Here is a 25,441-nt window from a genome sequence, read left to right as displayed (position 1 = left end):
CAAATGAAGTGAAGGGACTATGTTGTGGCCCAACAGACATGAACATCGTAGCGAAAGGGCTGAGCAATGATCACCGACATCAAAGGGCTCCACCACGTGACGTCCATGGCGGGCGACGCGCAGGTCAACAATGACTTCTTCACCAAAACTCTTGGTCTTCGCAGGGTCAAAAAGACAGTCAATTTTGACGCTCCGGATGTGTATCACCTCTATTATGGTGATGAAGTGGGAACGCCGGGCTCGGTCATGACCTATTTCCCGTTTCCTCACATGCCAAAAGGTCGGCCTGGCACCGGTGAGGTAGGCACAACCGGCTTTGCCGTTCCGAAAGATGCTCTGGGGTTTTGGAAAGAACGGCTGATGGCACACGGCGTCTCGGGCCTGTCCGACGGATCTGCATTCGGGGCGGCGACACTTGGGTTCTCCGGACCGGATGGCGAGCGCTTCTCGCTGACTGAAGTTGACGGTGACACGCGCACAGGCTGGACCGGTGGAGGCATCCCTGCGGACTATGCCATTCGCGGCTTCCACTCCGCCTCCATGCGCTTGCGCGATGACGGCCGGACGTCCGAGTTGCTTCGCTTCATGGGTTATGACGAACTTGGAAAAGATGGCGACGTCACCCGCTTTTCTGTCGCCGGGGGCAATGAGGCGAATGTCATCGATGTGGAAACCCTACCGAGTACGGATTTCGCAAACCAAGGCGTCGGATCGGTACATCACATCGCCTTCGCGGTCGAAGACCGGGACAAGCAGCTCGAGGTCCGTCGTGCGCTTTTGGACACCGGGTATCAAGTCACGCCCGTGATCGACCGCGACTATTTCTGGGCGATTTATTTCAGGACGCCTGGTGGGGTTCTCTTCGAAGTTGCCACCAATGAGCCCGGTTTTGATCGCGATGAGGACATCGCCCATCTCGGTGAGACGCTGAAGCTGCCGACACAGCACGAGCCGCTGCGGGCCCACATCGAGGAGATATTGCGTCCGATCACGGACTAGCTGTCGCGAGAGGATTGAGAGATGACATATCACTTTGCAGAAACTGGTGCCCCAAACGGGGCACCTTTGATCTTTACGTTCCATGGAACAGGTGGTGACGAAACCCAGTTTCACGGCTTTGCAAGGCAGATCCGGCCCGATGCGCATGTGATCTCGCCGCGTGGGGATGTTTCCGAACACGGCGCAAATCGGTTCTTCCGACGCACCGGAGAGGGTGTTTATGACATGGATGATCTGAGGCAGAGGACCGAGGCCATGGCATCTTTCATTGCCGCGCAGAAGGAGCGCGTCGGTGCCTCCCGTGTTCTCGGCTTTGGCTACTCCAACGGCGCGAATATTCTGGCCGCGGTCATGCTGAAGCACCCGGAACTCTTTGACGCCGCGGCCTGGCTGCATCCGCTCATTCCATGGCACCCGGCGCCACAGCCGGGGCTTGAGGGCAAAACGCTTCTCATCACGGCCGGGCGGCGCGATCCGATTTGCCCGCCCCAGCAGACAGAAGACTTGGCGGATTATGTCGCAAAACAGCAAACTGATTTGCGTATGCTTTGGCACGATGGCGGGCATGAGATACAGCAGACCGAGGTTGATGCCCTCTCAGCGCTGCTGCGGGATGCGACGTAGCTTAAGAGGCAGACGATATCGCTCTCTGATCGCCCCGCGCTTGAATGCGACGCTTCGGAGGCGCCCGCTAGACGGTGTGTCTGCGGGCGTCTTCAGACCCTCAATCTGCATGTGACAACCATGCAGGTCGATATTCACGAGGAAGCACTCTCGACCGATCCTAAGGTGCAGTTCGAAAACCGGGCTGGCTGGTCGGCTATCTCAAAAGCGCTCCTGACTTCCTCTACTCGGCCTGCAGCAAAACGAAAGGACGACAATCGTGACCGAGATCACCCTGCCACCCCTCACATATACCGATTGGGTCGACACGCGAGATACGCTGCATCTCTTCCTGCAGATCATCGGAAAGATCAGGCTGAAGACGCACCCCAAGCTGAACCATTGGTGGCATGTGACACTCTATCCGTCGGCGCGTGGGGTGACGACTGGGCTGATCCCCCATGGGGAGGTCAGCTTTGAAATCAGCTACGACATGATCGACCACCACGTTACTATCAGCCGCAGTGATGCGCGCCAAACACAGTTCGATGTGGCCGGACGTACGGTCGCGGAGTTCTATGGCGAGACCATGAAGGGCCTTCGTGATCTCGGGATCGTGGTCGAGATTTATCCCGTTCCCTACGAAAACAAATCGACCACACCATTTCCGGATGACACATCCCCGCGCGCTTATGACAAGCAAGCCGTCACCGACTACTGGAAGGCGCTTTGCTGGATTGCGGGCGTTTTCGAAGAGTTCAGGGCGCGGTTTAGTGGCAAGCAAGCGCCGGTGCATCTCTACTGGCATTCCTTTGATCTGGTGGTCACGCGGTTTTCTGGACGCGCGCACCCGCTTGAGGGCGGGACGGCCTCGGACAAGGAAGCCTATTCTCACGAGGTAATCTCCATCGGTTTCTGGCCAGGAGATGACAGTTTTCAGCACGCGGCCTTCTATGGGTACGCTTATCCGGAGCCAGCAGGTCTAAGCGATGTTGCGCTCGCACCGAAGGCCGCCCAGTGGGTCGAGAAAAACGGTGGCGCACTGGCGGTGCTGACCTACGACGATTTGCTGCAATCCGAAGATCCAAGAACAGATCTGTTGGCGTTTCTTGAGAGCCTCTACCAAGGCGCCGGGAAGAAGGCAGACTGGCCACTGGCTGCATTCCAGCACGATTTTGTATCTCGATAGCGAGGCACACCACCTGATTTGTCGTTCGGGTTCTAGTCTGCATCAGCCCTCAAATATCCGACTGACAACCGGCTAAGCGAGGCGCTGTGATTGGTGAAGGCTGCGTGAAGGAAAGACTTCAGCAGATCGCTGTCATCCGCCGCCTTGAAGCGGATGGCAGTTGGTTCTGAGCTTTGACCAATCGCTTTTGGTGAGTGGGTCGATGGAGCCGCCGGTGGCTGCTCGCAAAGCCGGACGCCACTTGGGCTATTCGACAGGTCTCCAGGCGATCGCCGCAAGATAGTTTCCGGTCGCGATCGAGACCACCGTTGTCCGCGCCGGCCCATAGTTGTCGGAGCGCCTGAAGGTTCGGGTTGTCTTGCGGTTCTTCGCGCGCCGAACCAGCCCCTTCAGCGTTAGAACAGTGAACTCGCCTTCCCCGGCCAGCGGGATGGAATGGATGGGCTGCCAACCGTGCTCGAAAGCACGTTCAACAAGTGTGTAAGGGTCCAACCCGGCTTTCGAGGCGAAATCTCTCAATGGTTTCGACCTAACCAAACATCGTCCGTCCAAGGTGACGGCTCGGGCACGACAATAGCTTGAACTGTGCGTGAGCGTAATACACGTTTGAGGTGTGTCATCTCGTGCCTGACCGTGAGCTGAGCAATACCAGAAACATCGTATCAACCCGCATTCGGCTGGCGCTCACCTCCCATCCAAAGCCATCTCTAGAGGCTTCTCAGCCCCCGCTTGATTATTCCCTTGAGGGCGGCGAAGGTCGGGTTCTTTGAAGGATGGTTGAGGCAAACGTCTTGAAAATCATGTGCCTGAACGGTTGGGGCGGAAAGCTCCACAATGATTTGCTTCCGTATCTTGTGGAGGCGGCCCCGGATAATCTTTGCCTTCAGGAGGTCGTGCACAGCCCAGAGACAGACGAGGATTGGTTGACCTACCGAGACGGCGATCACGTTTTGCCACAGCGCGCCAACTTCTTTCGCGATGTGTGCGTCGCCCTTCCGGATCACGAGGTGATCTTTTGTCCGGCGGCGCAGGGCGTTCTCTGGGATGAAGATCACCAGATACCGTCGCGGTGGGGGCTGGCGACCTTTGTCCGCCGCTCGCATCCGATCATTGGCCAGGTCCAGGGTTTTGTGCACAAGGATTATTCCGCGGTTGGCTATGGCCACCATCCACGATCTCGGACCGCACATGGTGTTCGGATCTACGATTATGCGCTCAGCCGGTCGATAAGTGTGACGCATATGCATGGCCTGCGCGATCTCAACGGAAAGATGGATACGCCCGAGCGTGCGGCACAAGCACGTCGATTGCTGGCCGTGTCAGAGCAGGTGTCCGGTGTCGCCGATCTGCGGGTCATATGCGGCGACTTCAACGTTGAGCCCGGCAGCGAGACGCTCGGGATATTGGCGGAGGCTGGTTTTTCGGAACTGGTCACGGGGCGTGGTTTCGAGGGCACCAGAAGCTCGCACTACAAGAAGCCGGGCCGATTTGCAGATTACATGCTGATCGACCGCGAGGAGGCTGTCCGCAGCTTTGATGTCATCTCCGATCCGGAGGTTTCAGATCACTGTCCTCTGGTCCTTGACCTGTAAACTCTCGGGCATGAGACCATTCGATCTGTCTTAACGCAAGGCGGGTTTGGCCGCGAGGGGGCCTTCTTGCGTCGACGGTTGTGCAGGCGCGGCCACATCGGTTCTTGAGGTGATGCATCGCATCTGGCGACGTAGCGGACCACCACTTTCGAACCGGGAAGTCAAATGACCAATGCTAAATCGGGAGTTCGGTTGTCGATTTCAGCTCTTTCAGCACGAAACTGGAATGCACGCCGCGCACGATCTCGTTGCGAAGAAGCGTGTGGGTCATGAAGCTCTCGTAGGCTTCAACATCATCGACGCGGATTTTCAGCTGATAATCCGCGCTGCCGGACGTGGCGTAACACTCCACGATTTCCGGGTGCCCTTCGATCAGCTGGGCAAAACCCGCCACCGTTTTCTCCGCATGATCCCGCAAGGTGATCGAGGCCAGCACGCACAGCTTGCACCCGATCTTTGCGGGATTGAGCAGTGCCACGCGGGCGGTGATCAGCCCGGCGCGCTCGAAGTCCTGCATGCGCCGCCAGACGGTGCTTTGGGCCATATCGCATCGCTCGGCCAACTGGGCGAGCGAAAGACTGGCATCGCGTTGAATTTCCCGCAAAAGCCGCTGATCCGTGGGTGAAAGCTTCATTCTTGTCCTGTTCCCGAGATATCTCCTAGCTACAGAGCATTTCCTGAATAGAAAACCCCCGGCGGATGCCAGGGGTTTTGCAAAAGGCTTTCGGCGGCTCTAGGCGGGTCGCGTCCCGCGCCGTCGGGCGACGACGCCAAACACGCCAAGACCTGCCAGCAACAGTGGCAGACCGGCAGGCACCGGGACGGGTGTGGGCAGTCGGTCTTCGATTGTCGACAGGGCGAATTCGGCGAATTGCGCTTGGGCGATCCGGTTGGGGTGCACGCCGTCGGCAAAGAGAAGCTTGTCTGCCAGCGTCGGGTCGAAGATCGGTTGCCCGTCGTCGGTGAAACCAACGAACGAACAGTTCCCGTCCAGCTGCAACTCGCGGAGGGTCGTTGTGCAGGGGAAGATCGTATCGGTGATGCCGAAGCTGGACGCATTGGCAATCAAGTCACTGAAGTAGGAGAACTGGTCGACCCGGGTAATGGTGAGGCCGTCCACGGCCTCAAGCTCTTGCAGGCCAGCCTCAAGCTTGGCGTTGAACAATAAGGATGCGCCACGAATGGCTGTGGCGCGGTCGGTAAGTCCAGCAACGGCGGCTTCGGCCTCTGCAATGACTTCCGGCGCGGTCGTGGGGTCGGCTTTGAGCGCGGCCAGGGTCGCCTGTGCCACGACAAGCTCGGCGTTGAACGCTGGCGTGCGGCTGATGTCCGGTAGGTTCGAGACGAGGAAGTCGTCGAATTGGGGGCCGCTTGCCGCAACTGCTCGAATGCCTGAGATGACTTCGGAAGCGGTGCGTACGGGGTTGAACTCGGCGGTGCCGAGTTGCTGGAAGAAGTCATTGGCGCCAAAGAGCACCGAAACCAGCGGGTTGCTGCCCGCATTGCCGACTGTGGCCGCAAGGGTTGCAGCCTGGTTCTGAAAGGTCGACAGCGCCGTCAAAGCGGCCACCTGCTCTGGGGGGACGGTCCCACCGCCGCTGTAATCGGTGGTGTTGATGTTGCCCGCAGTGGCGCCCCCAAGCGCCAAGTTCTGAGTCTCCTTCTTCGCGGCGCGGAAGCGGTCGGCGATGATCTCGGTCCAGACCGGGCCGTTGGAGAAGCGTCCGCCAACGCTGGGCGGGGCAAGCTGGCCGAGCTTGCCGTCGTCGGACAGGCTGTCGCCCAAGGCGTAGTAGCTGGTGAAATCGAGTACTCCGGCCTGCGCGCCGGTTGCGAGCCCGAAGGCCAGTCCCAGTGATAGAATGTGGTTCTTCATTTGGCCCTCCCAAGCCGATTTGGTTGAGAGGTTAACACTGTTTTGGAACGCGCCCAGCCTGACCCTGCGGAAGCCATACGCGACGCTGCGTCACGAAAAAGGCCCCGGTGTTCCCACCGGGGCCTGATTTCGCGCAGTCCGGAACGGTTATTCCTCCGCGGGCGCTTCTTCCTTTTTGACTTCTTCGCCAGTCTCCTGGTCGACGACTTTCATCGACAGGCGAACCTTGCCGCGGTCGTCAAAGCCCAGAAGTTTGACCTTCACTTCCTGACCTTCCTTCAGCACATCCGACGGATGGTTCAGGCGGCGGTTTTCGATCTGGCTCACATGCACCAGCCCGTCGCGCTTGCCAAAGAAGTTCACGAAGGCGCCGAAGTCGACGATTTTCACCACTGTGCCGGTGTAAATCATGCCTTCTTCGGGCTCGGCCACGATCGAGTGGATCATGTCGTAGGCCTTCTTGATGGCTTCGCCATTGGGCGAGGCGATCTTGATGGTGCCTTCGTCGTTGATGTCCACTTTCGCACCCGACACTTCCACGATCTCGCGGATGACCTTGCCGCCGGACCCGATGACTTCGCGGATCTTGTCGGTCGGGATCTGCATGGTCTCGATGCGTGGCGCGTGCACGGAGAAGTCGCCCGCGCCTGTGATCGCCTTGTTCATCTCGCCGAGGATGTGCATACGGCCGTCTTTGGCTTGAGCCAGGGCCTTCTCCATGATCTCGGGCGTGATGCCCGCGACCTTGATGTCCATCTGCAGCGAGGTGATGCCGTTCTCAGTGCCTGCGACTTTGAAGTCCATGTCGCCGAGGTGGTCTTCATCACCCAGAATGTCGGACAGGATCGCGTAGGAGCCGTCTTCTTCTAGGATCAGACCCATTGCGACACCGGCCACAGCCGATTTCAGCGGAACGCCCGCGTCCATCATCGACAGCGACCCGCCACAGACCGAGGCCATGGAAGAGGAGCCGTTCGATTCGGTGATCTCAGACACCACGCGCACGGTGTAGGGGAAGTCAGTCGCTGCGGGCAGCACTGCCTGCAAAGCGCGCCACGCGAGCTTGCCGTGGCCGATTTCGCGCCGTCCCGGAGGGCCCACACGACCCGCTTCGCCAACGGAGTAGGGCGGGAAGTTGTAGTGCAGCAGGAAGTTCGATTTGAAGTTGCCGTGCAGCGCGTCGATGAACTGCTCATCGTCGCCCGTGCCGAGGGTTGTGACCACGAGGCCTTGCGTTTCACCGCGTGTAAACAGCGCAGAGCCGTGGGTGCGTGGCAACAGGCCGGTTTCGCAGACGATGTCGCGGATTTCGTCGGTTTTCCGTCCGTCGATCCGCTTGCCGGTTTTCACCACGTCGCCGCGCAGGATGGAGGCCTCGAGACCTTTAATCGCGGACCCGAGGTTCGGGTCTTCGGCTTGCTCTTCGCTCAGCGCTTCCATGATTGCCTCACGAGCGGCGGCCACGGCTGTGGTGCGCTCCTGCTTGTCAGAGATCGCGAAGGCGGCGCGCATGTCGGCCTCACCGGCAGCCGCAATCGCGGCGGAGAGCTCGGAGTAATCCGCAGGCTGGAAGTCGAATGGCTCCTTGGCCGCTTCTTCCGCCAGGCTGATGATCAGGTCGATCACCGGCTGAATGCTCTCATGCGCGAATTTCACCGCGCCCAGCATCTCCGCTTCCGACAGCTCGTAGGCTTCGGATTCGACCATCATGACGGCGTCTTTGGTTCCTGCCACGACGAGGTCGAGGCGCTGCTCGGGGTTCAGGCGCAGGTCCTGCATGTCGTCCACGGTGGGGTTCAACACGTATTCGCCATCCTCGAAGCCCACGCGCGCGCCAGCAATCGGGCCCATAAAGGGTGCGCCGGAGATGGTGAGGGCCGCCGAGGCTGCGATCATCGCCACGATGTCGGGGTCGTTGACCAGATCGTGGGAGAGCACGGTGCACATCACCAAAACTTCGTTCTTGAAGCCGGGCACAAACAGCGGGCGGATCGGACGGTCAATCAGGCGCGCGGTCAGCGTCTCTTTCTCGGTCGGGCGCGCCTCGCGCTTGAAGAAGCCGCCCGGCACCTTGCCGGCGGCGTAATACTTTTCCTGGTAGTGCACGGTCAGCGGAAAGAAATCCTGACCTGGCTTTTGTTTCTTGGCGAAGGTGACGTTCGCCATCACGCTGGTCTCGCCCAGCGTCGCAATCACCGACCCATCCGCCTGACGGGCCACTTTTCCGGTTTCCAGTGTGAGCGTTTCCTCGCCCCACTGCATCGACTTTTTCGTTTCGTTGAACATCTAGGTTCCTCAAGTTGGCCCACTGGCCATTTGCATAGGGGGCGTATTCCCCCTGACCCCGGTATCTTCTTTGTCAGGCGCTGAGGTCCGGGCGCCGGCTTTCAGATTGCGCGTACGTACACGAGAAATGATGTGTTGGAAAGGGAGGCTTTACGCAGCGTTCACCCCTAGCGCCATGGCTTCTTGGGTGGGGTTTTGTAGGCCGGCGGCGCATCTGGGAAAAGGTCACCCGTGGCGTCGTCTGCCCCTCTGCCAAAGCGGCTCATCCAGGGTTTGGGTGGGGCGATCTCTCCACCTGGTTTCCATTCGAAATAGCCGAGCGCGCCGCTGGCGGGGATCGGAGCGATGGGGCGTGGATTTTCGAGCAGAAGACCCGCTTCGCCTCCGAACCACGGGCTGTCGCTTTCCGTGACGATCTCGACCACGTCCACGGTGCCGATGATCGCGCCGCGCACCAGTTCATCCGGACGCGGACAGGTGGCGCCGTGCTGCGCAAAGCGCCAGTGAAGGTAACGGTATTCGTCCTCCTTCATGCCCGTGGCGGCGTGGATACAGATGGCTCCGGGGATCATGCGTCCAGCCCGGATGGAGCCCAGCGAACGGTTCTCGATGACCTTGCCGCCATAGATGATCGCCCAGGCGGACGGCTGGCGGACCGAAAGGGCGAGGCGGGGCAGATCATCCATGCGGCTGAGTTAGCGCGCGGACCTTTCCTTCAAAGGTCCTTCTCGCCCAAGATGCGTGCGAAGAGACCGACGACAAAGGCAGTGGTCATGCCGAACATCAGGATGCCGGTGACCGAGATCATCGCGCCCGCAATCCGGTAGCCCGGGTCGAGCACCACATCGCCGTAGCCCACGGTCGTGTAGGTGACGAGCGAGTAATAGATCGCGGCCTCATATCCCGGCAGCGCGCCGATCACCCAAAGCGAGAAGGCGCTGATGTAGATCTGGATGGTGTGCGAGGCCAAGAGCAGCAAGAATAGCACGCAGACGGTCAACAGCTGATGACGTGTGGTGCGGCCTGGCTGGAAATGATCGTTCTCGCGCAGATGTCGGATCATCCGTGCGATGCTGAGAATGTGCAGCAATGCGCAAATCAGAAGCACTGTGCTGCCGAAGATGATCTCGAGAAGGACAGGCATGGGCACGCCCCGGGGGGTTACGTTTTGATGTGGGTTTGGAACGGTTTACGCGGCGGCACGGGGCTTGTCCAATGCTCTGCGATCAGGTCTGCGAGAGCGCGGCGAGCAGGACAACCGCCATCATCGAGCACGCCATCGCGATGTTAATCGCGCGCTGGGTGCGGTGCGGCAGGTTCATGCGCTGCAGCGCGATGCCGAGCCAGAGCCAGGCGAAGTGGATTGGGATCCAGATCACGTTCACGATCAGGAATTTCAAGGCAATTTCCACCGCGAAGCTTTGCGGCCAGAAGCCGAAGCCGGAAAAGAGTGCGGTATTCACCGCATAGGCTTTGGGGTTGATCGCCTGCAACAGGATGCCGCCGCCGATGCCGGGCGGTTTCGCGCGTTCAATGAAGGCGACCTTGCTGCCCGCGAGCGCGATCCGCAGCGCGAGATAGGCCAGATAGGCGACGGACGCGAAAAAGAGTACAAGGCGCAGGCGATCATCGGCAAGGATGGCTGCGGTCACGCCCGAGACGACCGCCAGTGAGACCAGGTTAGTGCCGATGAAGAGGCCAACGACATAGCGGCTGCCTGCCGCGGCACCGAAGGCGGCTCCGACGCCTGCGGTTGAGAGCACACCGGGGCCGGGGGTGATGATCAGGAAGAAAACAGCGGCGGCAAAGGTGAGCATGGGCGCACTCTATGCAGCTACCGGCGATGGTAAAGAAAAACCGCGCCGGGCAGGGCGCGGTATGCTTTCAACTTTGGCGGGGTGCGGGACCGTATGTTCGCTCTGCAAATCCACCTGTCCGCACGCGGAGAAAATCGCTTTGCGACTTATCTCCGCAGGCCGAGGCGTTTGATCAGGTCCTGATACCGGGCCTCATCCTTGCCCTTCACGTAGTCGAGAAGTTTGCGGCGTGTGGCCACCATCTTCAGCAGACCACGGCGGCCGTGGTTGTCTTTCTTGTGGGTTTTGAAATGCTCGGTCAGCGTCGCGATGCGCGAGGAGAGGATGGCAACCTGAACTTCGGGTGACCCTGTGTCGCCCTCCTTGGTTGCGTATTCCTTCATGACGCGGGCTTTGTCTTCAGCAGTGATCGACATCGGGGGCTCCTGTAGCAAAAGTTTCGATCAAGGCGCAGGCCGGGATGTCGTCCAGCACAGGCCCATGGAGTGTGGCGCGCAGAAAGAATCCACGCGGCGATGCGGGCGTATAAGCGCCCCGGTCTGAAATGGCAATCGTTGAATTCGAAGGCGCCGCGCGCCTCAGACCGCCTCGAGACCTACGGCCATGGCAGAACTGAGCGGGATCAGGGTGATATCGGCGACGCTGAGCGCGCTGTCACCGTAGACCTCGGCCACGTTTTCACCGTTCATCGAGACATGCATGACCTCAGGGTCATCTGGATCGGGGGCGACATCCACCTGTGGTTCGCTGGCCGTGGCCTCGGTGTCGTCCCAGACGACCATCAGGCTTTCGGTGCGGGCTTCGTAGTCGAGAATTTCAGCGCCGTCACGTTCAGCGATCCAATCGCTGAGGAGCTGGTCCACGGATCCCGCCGGATCTTCGAGCGCGACGTCATCACTGTCGAGCATGGCAGAGCTGTACGTAATGGCTTCTGCGTCTTGGCTCGGTTGCAACTGCTCGGCCTCCGCGGTTTCAAGCTCGGCCATCACCTCGTTGAGAACGTCGTCGCCCCAACCCGGGCCTGAAACCACGTTTGGCGGCGCGCTAAAAGCCACTGTTACATCCGACTGCAGGAGGCCGCCTTCGGTGCTGTGGTCCTTGATCTGATCGAGAAGCAGGTCGCCATCGCCACTGCGGATCGTCTCATCCTGCAGAACGCTGTCTTCGTCGTCGGACACATCCGCTTTCACGCCGACGAATGCCGCGGCGCCGACCCCTGCCATACCTACCAAACCCGCCAACCAGAGCATGTGATCCAGACCTCATTCACCTCACACCGACGCGCGCTTGGCCAGAAAATGCCGCATCACCCGCGCCGGAGACGGGTCTATGCCGAATTTCTAACCAATGTGTTAACGGGTCAGATCGAGGTGCCAGCGCTCTGGTGCCTTCGCATAGGGCAGATAGAGCGGGTGGCGCGGGTGGCCGTCCTTCGAGGTGCCGAGGTGGTACAGGGCGCATCCGGCGTCGTGAAGCAACCGCGCCACGGCAACACCGCGATCCTGATGCGCGCCATGCACGCCCCAGGCCGCGATCACGTGATCGGCGCGCTTGGCGGCCTGGATGAGAACATCGTCATTCGCGGGGCCAATCGGTTTGGTTGCTTTGCGCATGGTCTGCGGGTCGGTCTCGCGCCATGCGAAGATGTTCGTGACCTCGAAAGCGCCAAACCCGAGTTTCCGCGCCCGGCGTTCGCAACGCTCAACCGTAGGGTCATTGCGCAGCTCGTCCGCTTTTGACGGGTTCAGCATGACGAAATTCACCCGGGGGCCGCCTGCGTCCCAGACCCGCGAGAGGCTGTAGCGATAGGCCTCGCAATTGGAATAGACGGCTGTCGAAAAGACGCCGTCTGCGGTGTGCGTTCGGGTGCGCATGTTGCTTCATGCCAGTTGATACCGGAGACGGCAAGGGCACGGGAAAGGCCGCCCCGAAGAGCAGCCTTTCTTCGAAAAGTGCTGTGATATCAAGTCAGTGCGACAGCGCGCTTGTGTGGCAGTTCCATCACCTCGCCGCGCAGTTCCAGCGTCGCGGCGGCCACCACGGCGTAGACCACATGACCCCAGAGTGCGACCCAGGTGATCCCGGTGAACCCGAGGAAGGGTTTCATGCCTGCGACCAGATGGGCCATGCCGTAGAGGGCGAAGGCCCAGAGCGCAACGCCGTAGACCACGGCGGTCACACCCCAGTGCAACTGGGGCAGAACTGCTCGTTGCACGGGGCGCGCGATGGCATAATAGCCGATCACATAGAACAGCAGGCCGGTCAGCGTGTGCAGCAGGTAAGCCGCGCCCGAGGGTGCTGCGCCAAAGACGGACTTCAATGTGGCGCCTGCCAGCCCAACGGGGGCCAGCTTGGCATAGCCAAAGAGCGGGCTAAGCGCCTGGCCGAAGGTGTCAAAGGCGATGGCGGCGAAGGCGCCGGCTGTCAGAATGGTGAAGATCGTGCGTTTCATGTGAAGGTCTCCGGGTTGGATCAGTGTGCGTCGTCTGACCCGAATATGACCAGTGTGGTGCCGCCTGTGCAGTGGCCTCACACAAGGCTTACCGCTTTCACATTTTTCGTAACATTCTTTGTAATAACCCAACGTTTTGGCTGACATCGGCGCGAGGTTTGCGACAGATTGAAATATTTGGAACTGCTCAGTCCCGAATATTCAGTACCCGGCTGGGATGCAGCTCGCCAGATTTATAGCGCCCGATGGCCACAGCGCGCCCTTCGAAGGAGGCCCAAGCCTCCGCGCCGTACTCAACGTCAGTGGCAAAGACCATGCCGGGATTGCCATTGCGCAGGCGTGCTGCGCCCTCTGCGGTGGCTTTCACTTCGGGCAGGTCTGCCAATGCCAGTTCAACCGGACGAAGATGAGCGTCAAGCGCCGGGGTCCGCGCGATCTCCTCGATCTGGTCAATACTCAGACCCTCATCGGCATCGAAAGGGCCTGACCAGATCCGGCGCAGTTCGCGCACATGCCCGTAGCAGCCGAGCGCCTGCCCAAGGTCCCGCGCAATGGACCTGACATAGCCGCCTTTGCCGCAGGTCAGCTCCAAGGTGACGTGGTCGGCGTCGGGCATGTCGACGAGCAACAGGCTTTCGACGTAAAGAGGGCGCGCCGCGATCTCCATGGTCTCGCCGTCACGCGCCCGCTTGTAGGCACGCTCGCCGTCGATCTTCACTGCAGAGAACTGCGGCGGCACTTGTTCGATGTCACCGACGAACGCGCCAAGCGCCGCTTTGATCTGGGCTTCATCCGGGCGCGCATCGCTCTCCGCGATGATTTCACCCTCGGCATCGTCGGTGTTCGTCGCCTGGCCGAGCCGCACGGTGAATTCATATGCTTTCAGAGCGTCCGTGACATAGGGGACTGTCTTGGTCGCCTCGCCAAGCGCCACCGCAAGAACGCCGGTGGCTTCGGGATCCAGCGTGCCTGCGTGGCCCGCTTTCTTCGCATTCAGCGCCCAGCGAACCTTGTTTACCACAGCGGTTGACGTCAGGCCCGCTGGCTTGTCCACCACCAGCCATCCCGAAATATCTCTGCCCTGACGTCTGCGTCCCATGCTGTCCTCATCTCGCTTGAGGTCGCCGCTCTACCGGTTTGGGCCACAAACGGCCAGAGGAAAGCGGAGGAAAACCTCTACTCGGCGGGTGCAACCACGCCGACGATCGGGCCGAGGCTGAAGCCAAAGTCGCTGCGCCCCAGCTCTGGCGCGTAGAGCCGCGAAATCTTGCCATCGAAATAGAGCGCGTTGGGCAGAGCGAGGTGGTCACGAAAGAGCCGCCCGAAATCGTAGAAATTCACCGGCTCGTCCGAGATGGCGAACACCACGCGCTGCCCGTCGTCCGAGGTACCGACGCCGTTGCGGATGAACTTCGAGGTCCCGTCTTGGAGGAACCGTGGATGCAGCGCACCGTCGATCACCAGCATCGGGCCGGACTGCGTGGCGTCCTTGCAACCAGGCGCGGCGGCGACATAGGCCGATGTTTCGAACACATCGGCGCGCCCCTCGCGCAGGCAGAACACACCGTTTGGCAGCAGTCCGAAGTTGCCGGGGCCAGCGCTTTCGATCACGCGCATGATCTCCTGGCCGTCCTCCACGTAGTGCCCCACAGGGGCGCGGTCGTCGTGATACATACCTGCGTTCATCGCGAAGGTGAGCTGCAGGTTCTCGGGCGCGAGCTTGCGGTTGATATTCGAGAACTGACCGAGAGGTGCGCCATCCTCACCATAGAGGAAAAGCTCCAGCGTCTCTGTGGAAGCGTTCACTTCGCAGATCGTATAACGCGCGCCATCGAAGGCTTCTGTCTGGCATTCGACGGCTGCGGCGGTATGGGCCAGAAGCGTCAGGCCCGCAGCCATGACCAATGGGCGGATCATTCGGCGCCGCGCTCCTCCGCATCGGTCTTCTGCGTGTCCCGGCGCACCTCGTCGCGGCCCAGCATTTCGCGTGTCTCGTCCATGCGGTCGAAGGTCTCGTCCAATTGAAAGCGCAAATCGGGTGCGAATTTCAGCGCGAGCTTCTTGGAGATGATCCTGCGCAGTTCACCCTTGTTGCGTGCGAGCAGCGCGATGACCTCGTCCTGCCCGCGCCCGCCCAAGGGCAGCACATAGGCGGTGGCGATCTTGAGATCAGGCGACGTGCGCACCTCGCCCACGGTGATCGACATGCGGTTGAGGTCGGGGTCATGCACATCGCCACGCGCCAGTACGTCAGACAGAGCGCGGCGGATCAATTCGCCGACGCGGAGCTGCCGTTGCGAGGGCCCCGGCCCATCGTGAAACTTGTTCTTGCCCATGCGCCTCATCTAAGCGGTCGTTGAGGCTTTGCCAAGCGCGGGGTGGCGCGATAAGCAGAGGCCCGGAGTTTTGCGCAGGGAGAGTGGCATGGGCGAAGAGCTGAGAATCGTGGTCACTGGCGTGTCCGGCCGCATGGGGCAAATGCTGGTCGAGACCATCGCCGCGTCGGACCGTACCGTGCTGAGCGGTGCGCTCGAACGCAGCGGGCATGCGTGGGTTGGGCGTGATCTCGGGGTGGTCATGGGCGGTAGCGAGAGCGGTGTGGTCGTCACCGATGACGTGTTGGGTGCGTTCTCCGGCGCTGATGTGGTGATTGATTTCACGGCTCCCGCAGCCACCATTGCTTTTGCGCAGGCGGCCGCCGAATCCGGGATCGCGCACGTGATCGGCACGACGGGCATGACGGTGGACGAGATCGCGCAACTTGAAGGCCCCGCGCAGCGGACCACGATCGTGCGGGCGGGCAACATGAGCCTTGGGGTCAGCCTTTTGGTCCAGCTCACCAAGCGCGTGGCGGCGGCACTGGACGATGACTACGACATCGAGATCATCGAGGCGCACCACAATAAGAAAGTCGACGCGCCGTCTGGCACCGCGCTGATGCTGGGCGAGGCCGCAGCAGCGGGGCGCGGAGTTGTGCTCGAAGACGTGTCTGACCGGGCGCGGAACGGGATCACCGGTGCGCGTGAGACCGGCCACATCGGTTTCACGTCAATTCGAGGCGGCGATATTGTCGGCGAGCACGACGTGATGTTCGCCGCCGCAGGCGAGCGGATCACGCTGCGCCATGTGGCGTCAGACCGCTCGGTCTTTGCGCGTGGCGCGCTGAAAGCGGCGCTCTGGACCCGGGGCAGGGCGCCCGGCGCCTATGACATGCTCGACGTTCTGGGCCTCGCTGAGCAATAATTCGCCGCTTAACCACGGTTTGAGAAAACCAAACTCCGATCTGTTGCGTATCTCTATCACAGCATCAAACGGGAGCTTTGGACTGATGCGAAAAGTTATGAGTATTGTGATAGGCACAGCGTTGCTGACAGCGACCTCTGCCGCGGCGGAGTTCGCCAAGGTCGACAGCCAGGAAGAATTTGTCGCACTGATCCAGAACAAGGAGTTGCGGCGACCCTTCGTTCGGCTGGAGGTTTCGAGTGAAGGCGAGATTTCCGGTATGGGCGCGGCTTGGCCGGTGACCGGGAACTGGACGTGGCAGGAAGGCTATTTCTGCCGGGATCTGTTTTGGGATGGTGACCCGCTGGGCTACAACTGCCAAGAGGTGCGGGCGCATGAGAACCGCATCCGCTTCACGTCGGACCGTGGAGCAGGCGATTCGGCGGAGTTCCGGCTGAGGTAGTCGGCCCCTGATCCGAAGAAACGTGCTCTTCGCGTACGCCATTTCTTGTCTGTGTGTGGCAAAAGCTGCGCTCAGAAATCGATCGCGAGCCCCTTTTTTTCCCAATCACCGTAGCGAACAGGCTCGGGGCCGTCGCGCCCGCCAAGTTCCGGCGGCAACTCCAGCTCTTTTGCCTTGCGCCGCCGCTCTTCGGCTTCGGCCAGCGCACGTTGGGCCGCAGGTGGCAGTTTACGCTTAGGTTCTTCGGTTGGGGTCTCTTCGGTCATATCCGGGTCTTTCATCGGTCTGCGCTTGATATACGCCGGAGATTGACGCAGACAACCCGGCAGCACTGAACGGAGCCTCATGCGATGACTGATACCGGTGTTCCCGCGCGCAGAAGCGCGGTCTACCTGCTTGACCAGATCCTGGGCGAAGGGCGGCTCATGTCAGAGCTTCTGGGTGCTGGGGCGCTGGACCGGCTGGCACCTGAGGAACGGGCGCGCGCGCAGCGGTTGGCGCTGGACACGCTGCGCGGACTGGAGCGAGCGGATCGGCTGTTGCAGAAGCATCTCCAGAAGTATCCGCCGCTGACGGTGCGCAATGCGCTGCGGGTCGGTACTGTGGAGCTATGTCAGGGGGCGGCGGCGCACGGCGTGGTGAACGCGATGGTGCAGCTGATTTCCCGGCACAAGCGGCTTGGACACCTGAAAGGGTTGACGAATGCGGTGTTGCGCAAGGTGGCGGCCGAAGGGCCGGAGGGCTGGAGCACCTTGCGCGCGCCGCGTCTGCCCAAGTGGCTGCGCACTCCGCTGGCTGAGGCGTGGGGCGCGGAGGCGATGGCAGCCATGGAGCGCGCGCATTTTGCGGGTGCGCCGCTGGATTTGACCGCAAAGACCAATGCGGCGGCGGTGGCTGAGATGACCGGTGGAACCCTTCTGCCGACGGGGTCTGTACGAGTGCAGGATGCGGGGCAAGTCTCGGCCATGCCGGGCTATGACGCCGGGGACTGGTGGGTGCAGGACGCGGCTGCGGCCCTGCCGGTGCAAGTTCTTGCGCCCCAGTCCGCGGAACGCGTGCTCGATCTCTGCGCGGCGCCGGGCGGCAAGACCATGCAATTGGCCGCCGCAGGTGCTGAGGTGACTGCGGTAGACGATTCCGAGAGCCGCATGGCGCGTGTCTCGGAAAACCTCGCCCGAACCGGTTTGCAGGCCAAACTGGTCACCGAAGATGCGCGACACCACAGGGGCACCTACGACGCGATCCTGCTGGATGCACCCTGTTCGGCCACGGGAACGATCCGGCGGCATCCCGATCTGCCTTTCGCCAAGGATGGCTCGGAGTTTGCGGCCCTGATTGCGCTGCAGTCAGAGTTGATCGATCACGCGTGGTCATGCCTGAAACCCGGCGGGCGTATGGTGTTCTGCACCTGCTCACTGCTGCCGGACGAAGGGGAGGTGAAGGTCGAGGAGGCGTTGGCCCGGCATGGCGACATGACTGTGGACCCAAACGTGCTGGAACTTGACGGGATCGAGGCGGCGTGGCGCAGCGTGGAGGGCGGCCTGCGGCTGCGGCCTGACTATTGGGCGGAGGACGGCGGAATGGACGGGTTCTATATCGCCTGCCTGCGCAAGGCTGGGTGAAGTCAGCAGAGAATATAGACGGTGACTCGTCCTAGCACTCGGGCTAACATGCGACAAAGCGCCGTCAGAGCGTCCACCAGGCAGGTAGGCCAATGTCCGAAACCCGAAGTTTTGCCACCCGCAAAGCGCATTTCCTGAACCGTTGGCATGCCGCGCGGGCCGGACGCATGCGTGCCCGGGCGGTGGGCTTCGTCTCCGCACCCGAGCCGCGCACGATTGGCAGTTTTGCCCGAGGGCGGCAGCTGCTTGCGGGCAATTTCCTCTTTGCGGGGCATCTGCTGGAGCACAAGGACACGGACCTGTGGGATCTGCCCGCGCCGAATGCGGATTTCGAGCAGGAGATCCATGGATTTGCCTGGCTTGATGATCTGGCTGCGGTGGGCGACCGGGCCGCGCGAATGGCGGCGCAGCGTTGGGTGTGGAGCTGGATCGACCGCTACGGGCGCGGGCGCGGACCGGGCTGGACGCCGGATTTGACCGGGCGGCGGCTCATTCGCTGGATCAACCATGCGCTCTTCATGCTGCAGGGCAATGACGCGCCAGACAGCGATTTGTTCTATCGCTCGCTGCACCAGCAGACCCATTTTCTCGCGCGGCGCTGGCAGGGCGCGGCGAGCGGGTTGCCCCGGTTCGAGGCGCTGACCGGGCTGATCTATGCGAGCCTCGCGCTGGAGGGGATGGAGGCGATGGCGGGCCCGGCGGTCAGGGCGCTGGCCAAGGAGTGCCGCAGCCAGATCGACGCGCAGGGCGGGTTGCCGACCCGCAACCCCGAGGAGTTGTTGGACGTCTTCACTTTGCTGACCTGGGCCGCAGCGGCGCTGTCTGACGCGGGTCAGAGTGCTGGCGAGGCACACCTGGATGCGATTGCCCGGATCGCACCAACCCTGCGGACCCTGCGCCATTCAGACGGCGGGCTGGCCCGGTTCCACGGGGGTGGGCGCGGGCCGGAGGGCTGGCTGGACCACGCATTGGCGCAAGCACAGGTGAAAACGCGGCAGCCCGACGGGCTGTCGATGGGCTTTGCGCGGCTCTCGGCGGGACGCACCAGCGTGATCGTCGATGCCAGCAAGCCGCCTGCAGGCCGCGCGTCTTACAATGCGCATGCTTCGACCCTCGCGGTGGAGCTGACCTCGGGGCGGCGGCCCCTGGTCGTCAACTGTGGCTCCGGGCGGTCTTTCGGGCCGGATTGGCGGCGGGCGGGGCGGGCGACGCCGTCGCATTCGACGCTGTCGCTGGATGGCTATTCCAGCGCGCGGCTCGGCGATGAAGATCGCACGACCGGGCGCGAGGAGCTGATCGAGGGGCCTACAAAAGTGCCCATCGAGATCGGGCATGTTAGCGACGGGCTGCGGTTTCAGGGCGGCCATGATGGATTCACCCTGACACATGGGCTCACGCACGCGCGTACGCTGGAGATGACCTTCGATGGCCGCGCGATGGCCGGAGAGGATATGCTGCTGGCGCTGACGGAAGCGGAGAAGAAGCGGTTCGATCTGGCGCTGGATGCGGCGCGCTTGCAGGGCATTGCCTTCGATATCCGGTTTCACCTGCACCCGGAGGTCGATGCGACCATCGATCTGGGCGGGGCGGCGGTGTCGATGGCACTGAAAAGCGGAGAGATCTGGGTTTTCCGTCACGACGGCGCGCAGAAACTGACGCTGCAGCCCTCGGTCTATCTGGAAAACGGGCGACTGAAACCGCGCGGGTCAAATCAGATTGTGCTTTCGGGCCGGGCTATGTCATACGCCACGCGTGTCCGCTGGTCTCTGTCCAAGGCGCAGGAAACTGCGATTGGCGTGCGGGATCTTAGCCAGGACACACCGGAGTTGACCGAAGAGCCCTGAAGGACCCTGCCCATGACCGACCTCGCCCCGCTGCGCCGCGCGCTGCTTTCCGTATCTGACAAGACCGGGCTGGTGGAGTTCGGGCGGGCACTGGCGGAGCGCGGGGTTGAGCTGCTCTCCACCGGCGGGACGGCGAAGGCGCTGCGCGAGGCGGGGCTGGAGGTGCGTGATGTGGCGGAGGTGACGGGGTTTCCGGAAATGATGGATGGCCGCGTGAAGACGCTGCACCCGATGGTGCATGGTGGCCTGTTGGCGCTGCGCGACAATGACGACCACGTGGCGGCGATGAATACGCATGGCATCGAGGGGATCGATCTGGTGGTGGTTAACCTCTACCCGTTCGAGGAAACAGTCGCGAAGGGCGCGGAGTACGCCGAGGTCATTGAGAACATCGACATTGGCGGGCCTGCGATGATTCGGTCGGCGGCAAAAAACCATGGGTTCGTGACCGTGGTCGTGGATGTGGAAGACTACGACAAGGTGCTGGCCGAGCTTGAGGCGAATGACGGGCAAACCGGCTATGCGCTGCGCCAGCGGCTGGCGCAGACGGCTTATGCCCGAACGGCGGCTTACGACACGGCGGTCAGCAGCTGGATGGCGGCGCAGGTGGGCGAGACGCCCCGGCGGCGCACCTTCGGCGGTGCTCTGGCCCAGAGCCTGCGTTACGGCGAGAATCCGCATCAGCAGGCGGCGTTCTATACGGATGGCAGCGGTGGTGCCGGGGTGGCGACGGCGACCCAACACCAGGGCAAAGAGCTGAGCTACAACAACATCAACGACACCGATGCCGCCTTTGAACTGGTCAGCGAATTTGACCCCGCGGACGGCCCCGCCTGTGCCATCATCAAACACGCCAACCCATGCGGCGTGGCGCGCGGAGCGACGCTGACGGAGGCCTATACGCGTGCCTTTGATTGTGACCGCACGTCAGCCTTCGGCGGCATCATCGCGCTGAACCAGCCGCTCGATGCGGCGACGGCAGAAGAGATCACCGGGATTTTCACGGAGGTCGTCATCGCGCCCGGGGCCAATCAGGGCGCCAGGGATGTCTTCAGCCAGAAGAAAAACCTGCGATTGCTCACGACGGATGGGTTGGCCGATGCCCGTGCAGCGGGGCTGGCAGTGCGGCAGGTTTCGGGCGGATATCTGGTGCAGGACAAGGATGTCGGTCATGTCGCGCTAGACGATCTGAAAGTCGTCACCAAACGCCAGCCGTCCGAGCAGGAGATGGCCGATCTTCTCTTCGCCTGGACCGTCGCGAAACACGTGAAATCCAATGCGATCATCTATGTGAAGGATGGCGCGACCGTAGGCGTCGGCGCCGGGCAGATGAGCCGCGTCGACAGCACGCGCATCGCGGCCCGGAAGGCGCAGGACATGGCCGAGGCGATGGGGCTGCCCGCGCCGCTCACCCAAGGCTCGGTCGTGGCGTCCGATGCCTTCTTTCCTTTCGCCGACGGGCTGATCACTGCTGCGGAGGCCGGAGCGACCGCGCTGATCCAGCCCGGCGGGTCGATGCGCGACGACGAGGTGATTGCCGCGGCAGATGACGCAGGGCTGGCCATGGTCTTCACGGGCATGCGCCACTTTCGGCACTAGGAGTCTCTGATGCGCGCATTGGCCTGGGCTGCGGTGTTGGCCTTCCTGATCGACCAGCTGAGCAAGTATCTGGTGATCCACCAGATGGAGCTCTGGCGCATCCGGTCTGTGGACGTGCTGCCGCCGATCCTGAACTTCCGCTATGGCGAAAACCGGGGTATCAACTTCGGGCTTTTCGGAGACGCCCCCGAGGCGACCCGTTGGGTTTTGATCGGGCTCGCCGTGGTGATTTGTGCGGCTGTGCTGATCTGGACCCGGCGGCATGACCTGGGTCTCTGGCCACAGCTCGGGGCGGGGTTTCTGATCGGAGGCGCGCTGGCCAATGTGCTCGACAGGCTGATCTACGGCTACGTGCTCGATTTCCTCAACATGTCGTGCTGCGGGATCAACAACCCTTTCGTGTTCAACCTGGCGGATGTGTTCATCTTCGGCGGCGCCCTCATGCTGGTGTTCCTGGCACCGGACCCGAAGGCCAAGGCCAAAAAAGGCCAGTGACATTCCCTGCCGGGCTGGCGTATCAACGGGGTGTTCTAAAGGGAGACGTTCATGCGCCGCATCCTGGCCCTCATCCTGATCACCGCCTGCGTCGGCGCCTGTGCCAACACGGGCCTGCGCGATCTGCGGTCGAACAGCCGTGGACCGGATGAGTTTATCATTGAACCAAAGGCACCCTTGCAGACACCGGACGACCTGACCGCGCTGCCTGCGCCGACACCGGGGCAGAGCAATCTGACCGACAATGACCCGTTGGCGGACGCAGCTGTTGCTCTGGGCGGGCGCCCTTCGAGTGGTACAGCGATTCCGGCGTCAGACGGCGCGCTGGTCACAGCGGCGAGCCGCTTTGGCGTCACCCCGAACATCCGGCAGGACCTTGCCGAGGCCGATGAGCAGTTCCGCCGTCGCCAGGCGCGGTTCACGCAGTTCCGGCTGTTCCGCGAAGACCGCTATCTTCAAGCCTACCAGCGCGAGCGGCTCGATGCATCGGCAGTGGCGGAACAGTGGCGCCGGGCAGGCGCACGCACCCCGAGCTTCCCTCCGAATTGAGCGCGCGGCGCCGCGGCGCGCCCTCACATTCCTGACAGCAAGACTTGATCCGGGCCGCTTGGGCCGTATGTCATGCCGAAACTGATCTGCCTGATCCCGAAGGATATCCCATGATCCGATTGCCCCTGCTTGCCGCGTGTCTCGCGCTTTTGCCCGCTCTGGTCTCCGCCAATGACGAGGCGGTCACGACGTTCGCGTTGGACAATGGCATGCAGGTGGTCGTGGTTGAGGATCGCCGCGCCCCGGTGGTGCAGCATATGGTTTGGTACCGTGCGGGCTCGGCCGATGAGCCCAAAGGGTCGTCAGGCGTGGCCCACTTCCTGGAGCACTTGCTCTTCAAGGCCACGGAAACATTGGCGTCCGGGGAACTCTCGGCCACCGTGGCGCGCAATGGTGGGCGTGACAATGCCTTCACCTCTTACGACTACACGGCCTACTTCCAGCGGGTCGCGGCAGACCGGCTGGAGCTGATGATGCGCATGGAGGCGGACCGGATGCGCAACATCCGCCTCACCGAGAGCGACATCGAGACCGAACGCAAGGTGATCATCGAAGAGCGCAACCAGCGGACCGAGAGCAGCCCCAACGCACTCTTTGGTGAGCAGGTCGCGGCGGCGCAGTACCTCAACCACCGCTACGGCGCGCCGATCATCGGATGGATGCACGAGATGCGCGCGCTCGACATGCGGGATGCGCTGGACTTCTACGAGATCTACTATGCGCCCAACAACGCCATTCTGGTGGTGTCGGGTGACGTGACACCAAGCGAGGTCCGCCAGCTTGCCGAGCAGTATTACGGCGTGATTCCTGCGAACCCGGACTTGCCGGAGCGCATTCGCACCGAAGAGCCGCCGCAGACCGCCGAGCGCCGCTTGATCTTCCGAGATGCGCGGGTCGCACAGCCCTATGTCCGGCGGTCCTATCTCGCGCCGGAGCGGGACCCGGGCGCGCAGGAAGCTGCGGCGGCGTTGACGTTTCTGGCGGAAATTCTCGGCGGCGGGACAACGTCTTACCTCTCGGACGCGCTGCAGTTCGACACGCAAATCGCGACCTATTCCGCAGCCTTCTACCGAGGGGTCTCTTTAGATGACACAACCTTCAATCTGGTCGTCGTACCTCGCCCGGGCGTGAGCCTGCAGGAAGCTGAGGACGCCCTGGATGCAGCGGTCGCGCAGTTCATGACCGACGGGGTCGACCCGGAACAGCTTGAGCGGATCAAACTGCAGATCCGGGCTGATCAGATCTATGCGCGCGATGACGTGGATCGCATCGCCAACCGCTATGGTCAAGCGCTGGCCTCCGGATTGACGGTCGAGGACGTGCAGGCCTGGCCCGACGTTCTCGAGGCGGTGACGGCGGACGATATCATGCAGGCGGCCCGCGATGTCTTTGACAGGCGCGCCTCGGTCACCGGTTGGCTGATGCGCGAGGAGGTGACCCAATGACCCGGCTTGTCCTGACGATTTTCATGGTGTTCGCCCTGTCGCTGTCGGCGCGGGCCGAGGTGGATATCCAAGAGGTGACCTCGGACGCAGGCCTGACCGCCTGGCTTGTCGAAGATCATTCGATCCCCTTCGTCGCACTGGAAATCCGCTTTCGCGGGGGCGCGTCGCTCGACGCGCCGGGCAAGCGCGGGGCGATTACCCTGATGACGGCGCTTCTGGAAGAAGGTGCTGGCGATCTCGATGCCCGGGCCTTCGCGCGGGAAACGGAAGCGCTGGCGACCGGGTTTGGGTTCGATGTGGGCGATGATGCGCTGTCGGTCTCCGCCCGGTTTCTCACCGAGAACAAGGCAGAGTCCGTGGCGCTGTTGCGCTCTGCCTTGCTGGAGCCGCGCTTTGACGCGGATGCAATCGAGCGGGTGCGCGAGCAGGTTCTGACCGGCATCCGCGCAGATGCGAAGGACCCCGACGATATCGCCGCACGCACCTTTGACCAGATCGCCTTTGGTGATCACCCTTATGCGACGTCGTCGAATGGCACGGAGGAGACCGTTGCAGCGCTGACGCGGGACGACCTGTTGGCCGCCCATCGTGCGGTACTGGCACGTGACCGGATTTACATCGGTGCCGTGGGAGACATCACCCCCGAGCAGCTTGCCGAGCTGATGGATGAATTGCTCGCAGACCTGCCTGCCGAGGGCGCGCCGATGCCGCCACGCGCGGATGTGGCGATCCCCGCGGGTGTGACCGTTGTGCCGTTCGACACGCCGCAGTCTGTCGCGATCTTCGGGCAGGCTGGGATCGCGCAGGATCATCCCGACTATTTCACCGCGATTGTGCTGAACCAAGTCTTGGGCGGTGGCGGGTTCGAGAGCCGTCTGATGAGCGAGGTGCGCGAGAAGCGGGGTCTAACCTATGGGGTTTACTCCTACCTCGCGCCCAAGGATCTGGGCGAGGTGTACCTCGGGTCTGTTCGGTCGGCCAACGATCGGATTGGCGAGGCCATCGCAGTCGTTCGGGCCGAATGGGCGCGTGCGGCCGAAGACGGTTTGACACAGGCCGAGTTGGACGACGCGAAGACCTATATGACCGGGGCTTACCCCTTGCGGTTTGATGGCAATGGGCCCATCGCGCGGATCATGGTGGGCATGCAGATGCTGGGTCTGCCGATTGACTACATCGCCACGCGCAATGACCGGGTGGAGGCCGTCACGCTCGAGGATGTAAAGCGCGTCGCGGGCGAGTTGCTGGACCCCGAGGGTCTGCACTTTGTTGTAGTGGGTCAGCCCGTTGGGCTTGAAAGCACGCCCGGCAACTGAGGCGTCCGTCGAAAGGAGGCGCTGCCGCGCCACGTCATGTCCTCGGCCCTGAGCGGGCCGAGTGTTGCCGCA

28 protein-coding genes are annotated in these 25,441 nt (G+C 62.2%); 13 read left to right on the top strand and 15 right to left on the bottom strand.

The features are described 5' to 3' along the window. The first annotated feature begins 66 nt into the window (after positions 1–66). From ACVC7O_RS19810 to ACVC7O_RS19800, 3 genes are all read left to right on the top strand, one after another. Complete coding sequence (locus ACVC7O_RS19810) at positions 67–999, top strand: VOC family protein (RefSeq protein ID WP_458323834.1); 933 nt, start codon at positions 67–69, stop codon at positions 997–999. A gap of 21 nt (positions 1,000–1,020) precedes the next feature. Then, complete coding sequence (locus tag ACVC7O_RS19805; protein WP_458323833.1) at positions 1,021–1,623, top strand: alpha/beta hydrolase; 603 nt, start codon at positions 1,021–1,023, stop codon at positions 1,621–1,623. 259 nt (positions 1,624–1,882) lie between these two features. Further along, positions 1,883–2,791, top strand: coding sequence for a DUF5996 family protein (locus tag ACVC7O_RS19800; protein ID WP_458323832.1), 909 nt, complete (start codon positions 1,883–1,885; stop codon positions 2,789–2,791). A gap of 246 nt (positions 2,792–3,037) precedes the next feature. Here the strand turns inward: ACVC7O_RS19800 and ACVC7O_RS19795 are convergent, their stop codons facing one another. Next, on the bottom strand, positions 3,038–3,310 hold the full coding sequence (locus ACVC7O_RS19795; RefSeq protein WP_458323831.1) for a hypothetical protein: 273 nt from the start codon (positions 3,308–3,310) through the stop codon (positions 3,038–3,040). Between the two features lie 254 nt (positions 3,311–3,564). Between ACVC7O_RS19795 and ACVC7O_RS19790 the strand changes: the two genes are divergently transcribed. Continuing rightward, the gene (locus ACVC7O_RS19790; RefSeq protein ID WP_458323830.1) at positions 3,565–4,383 is read left to right on the top strand and encodes an endonuclease/exonuclease/phosphatase family protein; all 819 of its coding nucleotides are present in this window, start codon (positions 3,565–3,567) and stop codon (positions 4,381–4,383) included. A gap of 175 nt (positions 4,384–4,558) precedes the next feature. On the opposite strand, the gene ACVC7O_RS19785 is transcribed toward ACVC7O_RS19790, so the two are convergent. The 13 genes from ACVC7O_RS19785 to rbfA all read right to left on the bottom strand — a co-directional run bounded on the left by ACVC7O_RS19785 (position 4,559) and on the right by rbfA (position 15,150). Continuing rightward, positions 4,559–5,017 carry an Lrp/AsnC family transcriptional regulator gene (locus ACVC7O_RS19785; RefSeq protein ID WP_458323829.1) on the bottom strand — a complete coding sequence of 153 codons (459 nt, stop codon included), beginning with the start codon at positions 5,015–5,017 and terminating at the stop codon, positions 4,559–4,561. Positions 5,018–5,116: 99 nt separating this feature from the next. Beyond that, positions 5,117–6,259, bottom strand: a complete 1,143-nt coding sequence (locus ACVC7O_RS19780; RefSeq protein ID WP_458323828.1) for an SGNH/GDSL hydrolase family protein — start codon at positions 6,257–6,259, stop codon at positions 5,117–5,119. Positions 6,260–6,406: 147 nt separating this feature from the next. Next, positions 6,407–8,545, bottom strand: coding sequence for a polyribonucleotide nucleotidyltransferase (gene pnp, locus ACVC7O_RS19775; RefSeq protein ID WP_458323827.1), 2,139 nt, complete (start codon positions 8,543–8,545; stop codon positions 6,407–6,409). Positions 8,546–8,712: 167 nt separating this feature from the next. Further along, entirely contained in the window at positions 8,713–9,231 is a 519-nt protein-coding gene (locus tag ACVC7O_RS19770; RefSeq protein ID WP_458323826.1) for a hypothetical protein, read from the bottom strand. 29 nt (positions 9,232–9,260) lie between these two features. Beyond that, positions 9,261–9,689 (bottom strand): ion channel, encoded by a 429-nt coding sequence (locus ACVC7O_RS19765; RefSeq protein WP_458323825.1) that lies wholly within the window; start codon positions 9,687–9,689, stop codon positions 9,261–9,263. Positions 9,690–9,771: 82 nt separating this feature from the next. Next, positions 9,772–10,362: a LysE family translocator gene (locus tag ACVC7O_RS19760; protein WP_458323824.1), complete on the bottom strand. Its 591-nt coding sequence runs from the start codon at positions 10,360–10,362 to the stop codon at positions 9,772–9,774. 146 nt (positions 10,363–10,508) lie between these two features. After that, positions 10,509–10,778, bottom strand: a complete 270-nt coding sequence (rpsO, locus tag ACVC7O_RS19755; protein WP_219498218.1) for a 30S ribosomal protein S15 — start codon at positions 10,776–10,778, stop codon at positions 10,509–10,511. 162 nt (positions 10,779–10,940) lie between these two features. Then, a complete protein-coding gene (locus ACVC7O_RS19750; protein ID WP_458323823.1) occupies positions 10,941–11,585 on the bottom strand; it encodes a hypothetical protein in 645 nt (214 codons plus the stop codon). Positions 11,586–11,714: 129 nt separating this feature from the next. Beyond that, entirely contained in the window at positions 11,715–12,236 is a 522-nt protein-coding gene (locus ACVC7O_RS19745; RefSeq protein ID WP_458323822.1) for a DUF1643 domain-containing protein, read from the bottom strand. An 89-nt stretch (positions 12,237–12,325) separates the two neighbouring features. After that, on the bottom strand, positions 12,326–12,814 hold the full coding sequence (locus ACVC7O_RS19740; protein ID WP_458323821.1) for a hypothetical protein: 489 nt from the start codon (positions 12,812–12,814) through the stop codon (positions 12,326–12,328). Positions 12,815–13,001: 187 nt separating this feature from the next. Further along, positions 13,002–13,913 (bottom strand): tRNA pseudouridine(55) synthase TruB, encoded by a 912-nt coding sequence (truB, locus tag ACVC7O_RS19735; RefSeq protein WP_458323820.1) that lies wholly within the window; start codon positions 13,911–13,913, stop codon positions 13,002–13,004. A gap of 77 nt (positions 13,914–13,990) precedes the next feature. Continuing rightward, complete coding sequence (locus ACVC7O_RS19730; protein ID WP_458323819.1) at positions 13,991–14,731, bottom strand: phosphodiester glycosidase family protein; 741 nt, start codon at positions 14,729–14,731, stop codon at positions 13,991–13,993. After that, positions 14,728–15,150, bottom strand: coding sequence for a 30S ribosome-binding factor RbfA (rbfA, locus tag ACVC7O_RS19725; protein ID WP_458323818.1), 423 nt, complete (start codon positions 15,148–15,150; stop codon positions 14,728–14,730). The genes ACVC7O_RS19730 and rbfA overlap by 4 nt, the downstream gene beginning before the upstream one ends. An 88-nt stretch (positions 15,151–15,238) precedes the next feature. Between rbfA and dapB the strand changes: the two genes are divergently transcribed. Both dapB and ACVC7O_RS19715 read left to right on the top strand, forming a co-directional pair. After that, positions 15,239–16,057: a 4-hydroxy-tetrahydrodipicolinate reductase gene (gene dapB, locus ACVC7O_RS19720; RefSeq protein WP_458323817.1), complete on the top strand. Its 819-nt coding sequence runs from the start codon at positions 15,239–15,241 to the stop codon at positions 16,055–16,057. A gap of 97 nt (positions 16,058–16,154) precedes the next feature. Next, positions 16,155–16,499, top strand: coding sequence for a dihydrodipicolinate reductase (locus tag ACVC7O_RS19715; RefSeq protein WP_458323816.1), 345 nt, complete (start codon positions 16,155–16,157; stop codon positions 16,497–16,499). 71 nt (positions 16,500–16,570) lie between these two features. Here the strand turns inward: ACVC7O_RS19715 and ACVC7O_RS19710 are convergent, their stop codons facing one another. Beyond that, the gene (locus ACVC7O_RS19710; RefSeq protein WP_458323815.1) at positions 16,571–16,765 is read right to left on the bottom strand and encodes a DUF1674 domain-containing protein; all 195 of its coding nucleotides are present in this window, start codon (positions 16,763–16,765) and stop codon (positions 16,571–16,573) included. Between the two features lie 84 nt (positions 16,766–16,849). Between ACVC7O_RS19710 and ACVC7O_RS19705 the strand changes: the two genes are divergently transcribed. From ACVC7O_RS19705 to ACVC7O_RS19675, 7 genes are all read left to right on the top strand, one after another. Next, entirely contained in the window at positions 16,850–18,121 is a 1,272-nt protein-coding gene (locus tag ACVC7O_RS19705) for an RsmB/NOP family class I SAM-dependent RNA methyltransferase (RefSeq protein WP_458323814.1), read from the top strand. A gap of 92 nt (positions 18,122–18,213) precedes the next feature. Next, the gene (locus ACVC7O_RS19700) at positions 18,214–19,965 is read left to right on the top strand and encodes a heparinase II/III family protein (protein ID WP_458323813.1); all 1,752 of its coding nucleotides are present in this window, start codon (positions 18,214–18,216) and stop codon (positions 19,963–19,965) included. A gap of 12 nt (positions 19,966–19,977) precedes the next feature. Beyond that, positions 19,978–21,564 carry a bifunctional phosphoribosylaminoimidazolecarboxamide formyltransferase/IMP cyclohydrolase gene (gene purH / locus ACVC7O_RS19695; protein WP_458323812.1) on the top strand — a complete coding sequence of 529 codons (1,587 nt, stop codon included), beginning with the start codon at positions 19,978–19,980 and terminating at the stop codon, positions 21,562–21,564. A 9-nt stretch (positions 21,565–21,573) separates the two neighbouring features. Next, the gene (gene lspA, locus ACVC7O_RS19690) at positions 21,574–22,059 is read left to right on the top strand and encodes a signal peptidase II (protein WP_458323811.1); all 486 of its coding nucleotides are present in this window, start codon (positions 21,574–21,576) and stop codon (positions 22,057–22,059) included. A gap of 51 nt (positions 22,060–22,110) precedes the next feature. Beyond that, complete coding sequence (locus ACVC7O_RS19685; protein ID WP_458323810.1) at positions 22,111–22,608, top strand: DUF3035 domain-containing protein; 498 nt, start codon at positions 22,111–22,113, stop codon at positions 22,606–22,608. 110 nt (positions 22,609–22,718) lie between these two features. Further along, the gene (locus ACVC7O_RS19680) at positions 22,719–24,053 is read left to right on the top strand and encodes a M16 family metallopeptidase (protein WP_458323809.1); all 1,335 of its coding nucleotides are present in this window, start codon (positions 22,719–22,721) and stop codon (positions 24,051–24,053) included. Next, positions 24,050–25,369, top strand: coding sequence for a M16 family metallopeptidase (locus tag ACVC7O_RS19675; RefSeq protein WP_458323808.1), 1,320 nt, complete (start codon positions 24,050–24,052; stop codon positions 25,367–25,369). The genes ACVC7O_RS19680 and ACVC7O_RS19675 overlap by 4 nt, the downstream gene beginning before the upstream one ends. Positions 25,370–25,441: the final 72 nt, after the last annotated feature.

It is taken from the genome of Roseobacter cerffii, assembly GCF_054226325.1.
This window is presented reverse-complemented; position numbering and strand designations above follow the sequence as displayed.

Bases quoted from the DNA above. Each gene is read 5' to 3' on its own strand.
- ACVC7O_RS19810 (WP_458323834.1), top strand. From the start codon at position 67: ATGATCACCGACATCAAAGGGCTCCACCACGTGACGTCCATGGCGGGC.
- ACVC7O_RS19805 (WP_458323833.1), top strand. From the start codon at position 1,021: ATGACATATCACTTTGCAGAAACTGGTGCCCCAAACGGGGCACCTTTG.
- ACVC7O_RS19790 (WP_458323830.1), top strand. From the start codon at position 3,565: ATGGTTGAGGCAAACGTCTTGAAAATCATGTGCCTGAACGGTTGGGGC.
- ACVC7O_RS19785 (WP_458323829.1), bottom strand. From the start codon at position 5,017: ATGAAGCTTTCACCCACGGATCAGCGGCTTTTGCGGGAAATTCAACGC.
- ACVC7O_RS19780 (WP_458323828.1), bottom strand. From the start codon at position 6,259: ATGAAGAACCACATTCTATCACTGGGACTGGCCTTCGGGCTCGCAACC.
- pnp (WP_458323827.1), bottom strand. From the start codon at position 8,545: ATGTTCAACGAAACGAAAAAGTCGATGCAGTGGGGCGAGGAAACGCTC.
- ACVC7O_RS19770 (WP_458323826.1), bottom strand. From the start codon at position 9,231: ATGGATGATCTGCCCCGCCTCGCCCTTTCGGTCCGCCAGCCGTCCGCC.
- ACVC7O_RS19765 (WP_458323825.1), bottom strand. From the start codon at position 9,689: ATGCCTGTCCTTCTCGAGATCATCTTCGGCAGCACAGTGCTTCTGATT.
- ACVC7O_RS19760 (WP_458323824.1), bottom strand. From the start codon at position 10,362: ATGCTCACCTTTGCCGCCGCTGTTTTCTTCCTGATCATCACCCCCGGC.
- rpsO (WP_219498218.1), bottom strand. From the start codon at position 10,778: ATGTCGATCACTGCTGAAGACAAAGCCCGCGTCATGAAGGAATACGCA.
- ACVC7O_RS19750 (WP_458323823.1), bottom strand. From the start codon at position 11,585: ATGGCAGGGGTCGGCGCCGCGGCATTCGTCGGCGTGAAAGCGGATGTG.
- ACVC7O_RS19745 (WP_458323822.1), bottom strand. From the start codon at position 12,236: ATGCGCACCCGAACGCACACCGCAGACGGCGTCTTTTCGACAGCCGTC.
- ACVC7O_RS19740 (WP_458323821.1), bottom strand. From the start codon at position 12,814: ATGAAACGCACGATCTTCACCATTCTGACAGCCGGCGCCTTCGCCGCC.
- truB (WP_458323820.1), bottom strand. From the start codon at position 13,913: ATGGGACGCAGACGTCAGGGCAGAGATATTTCGGGATGGCTGGTGGTG.
- ACVC7O_RS19730 (WP_458323819.1), bottom strand. From the start codon at position 14,731: ATGATCCGCCCATTGGTCATGGCTGCGGGCCTGACGCTTCTGGCCCAT.
- rbfA (WP_458323818.1), bottom strand. From the start codon at position 15,150: ATGGGCAAGAACAAGTTTCACGATGGGCCGGGGCCCTCGCAACGGCAG.
- dapB (WP_458323817.1), top strand. From the start codon at position 15,239: ATGGGCGAAGAGCTGAGAATCGTGGTCACTGGCGTGTCCGGCCGCATG.
- ACVC7O_RS19715 (WP_458323816.1), top strand. From the start codon at position 16,155: ATGAGTATTGTGATAGGCACAGCGTTGCTGACAGCGACCTCTGCCGCG.
- ACVC7O_RS19710 (WP_458323815.1), bottom strand. From the start codon at position 16,765: ATGACCGAAGAGACCCCAACCGAAGAACCTAAGCGTAAACTGCCACCT.
- ACVC7O_RS19705 (WP_458323814.1), top strand. From the start codon at position 16,850: ATGACTGATACCGGTGTTCCCGCGCGCAGAAGCGCGGTCTACCTGCTT.
- ACVC7O_RS19700 (WP_458323813.1), top strand. From the start codon at position 18,214: ATGTCCGAAACCCGAAGTTTTGCCACCCGCAAAGCGCATTTCCTGAAC.
- purH (WP_458323812.1), top strand. From the start codon at position 19,978: ATGACCGACCTCGCCCCGCTGCGCCGCGCGCTGCTTTCCGTATCTGAC.
- lspA (WP_458323811.1), top strand. From the start codon at position 21,574: ATGCGCGCATTGGCCTGGGCTGCGGTGTTGGCCTTCCTGATCGACCAG.
- ACVC7O_RS19685 (WP_458323810.1), top strand. From the start codon at position 22,111: ATGCGCCGCATCCTGGCCCTCATCCTGATCACCGCCTGCGTCGGCGCC.
- ACVC7O_RS19680 (WP_458323809.1), top strand. From the start codon at position 22,719: ATGATCCGATTGCCCCTGCTTGCCGCGTGTCTCGCGCTTTTGCCCGCT.
- ACVC7O_RS19675 (WP_458323808.1), top strand. From the start codon at position 24,050: ATGACCCGGCTTGTCCTGACGATTTTCATGGTGTTCGCCCTGTCGCTG.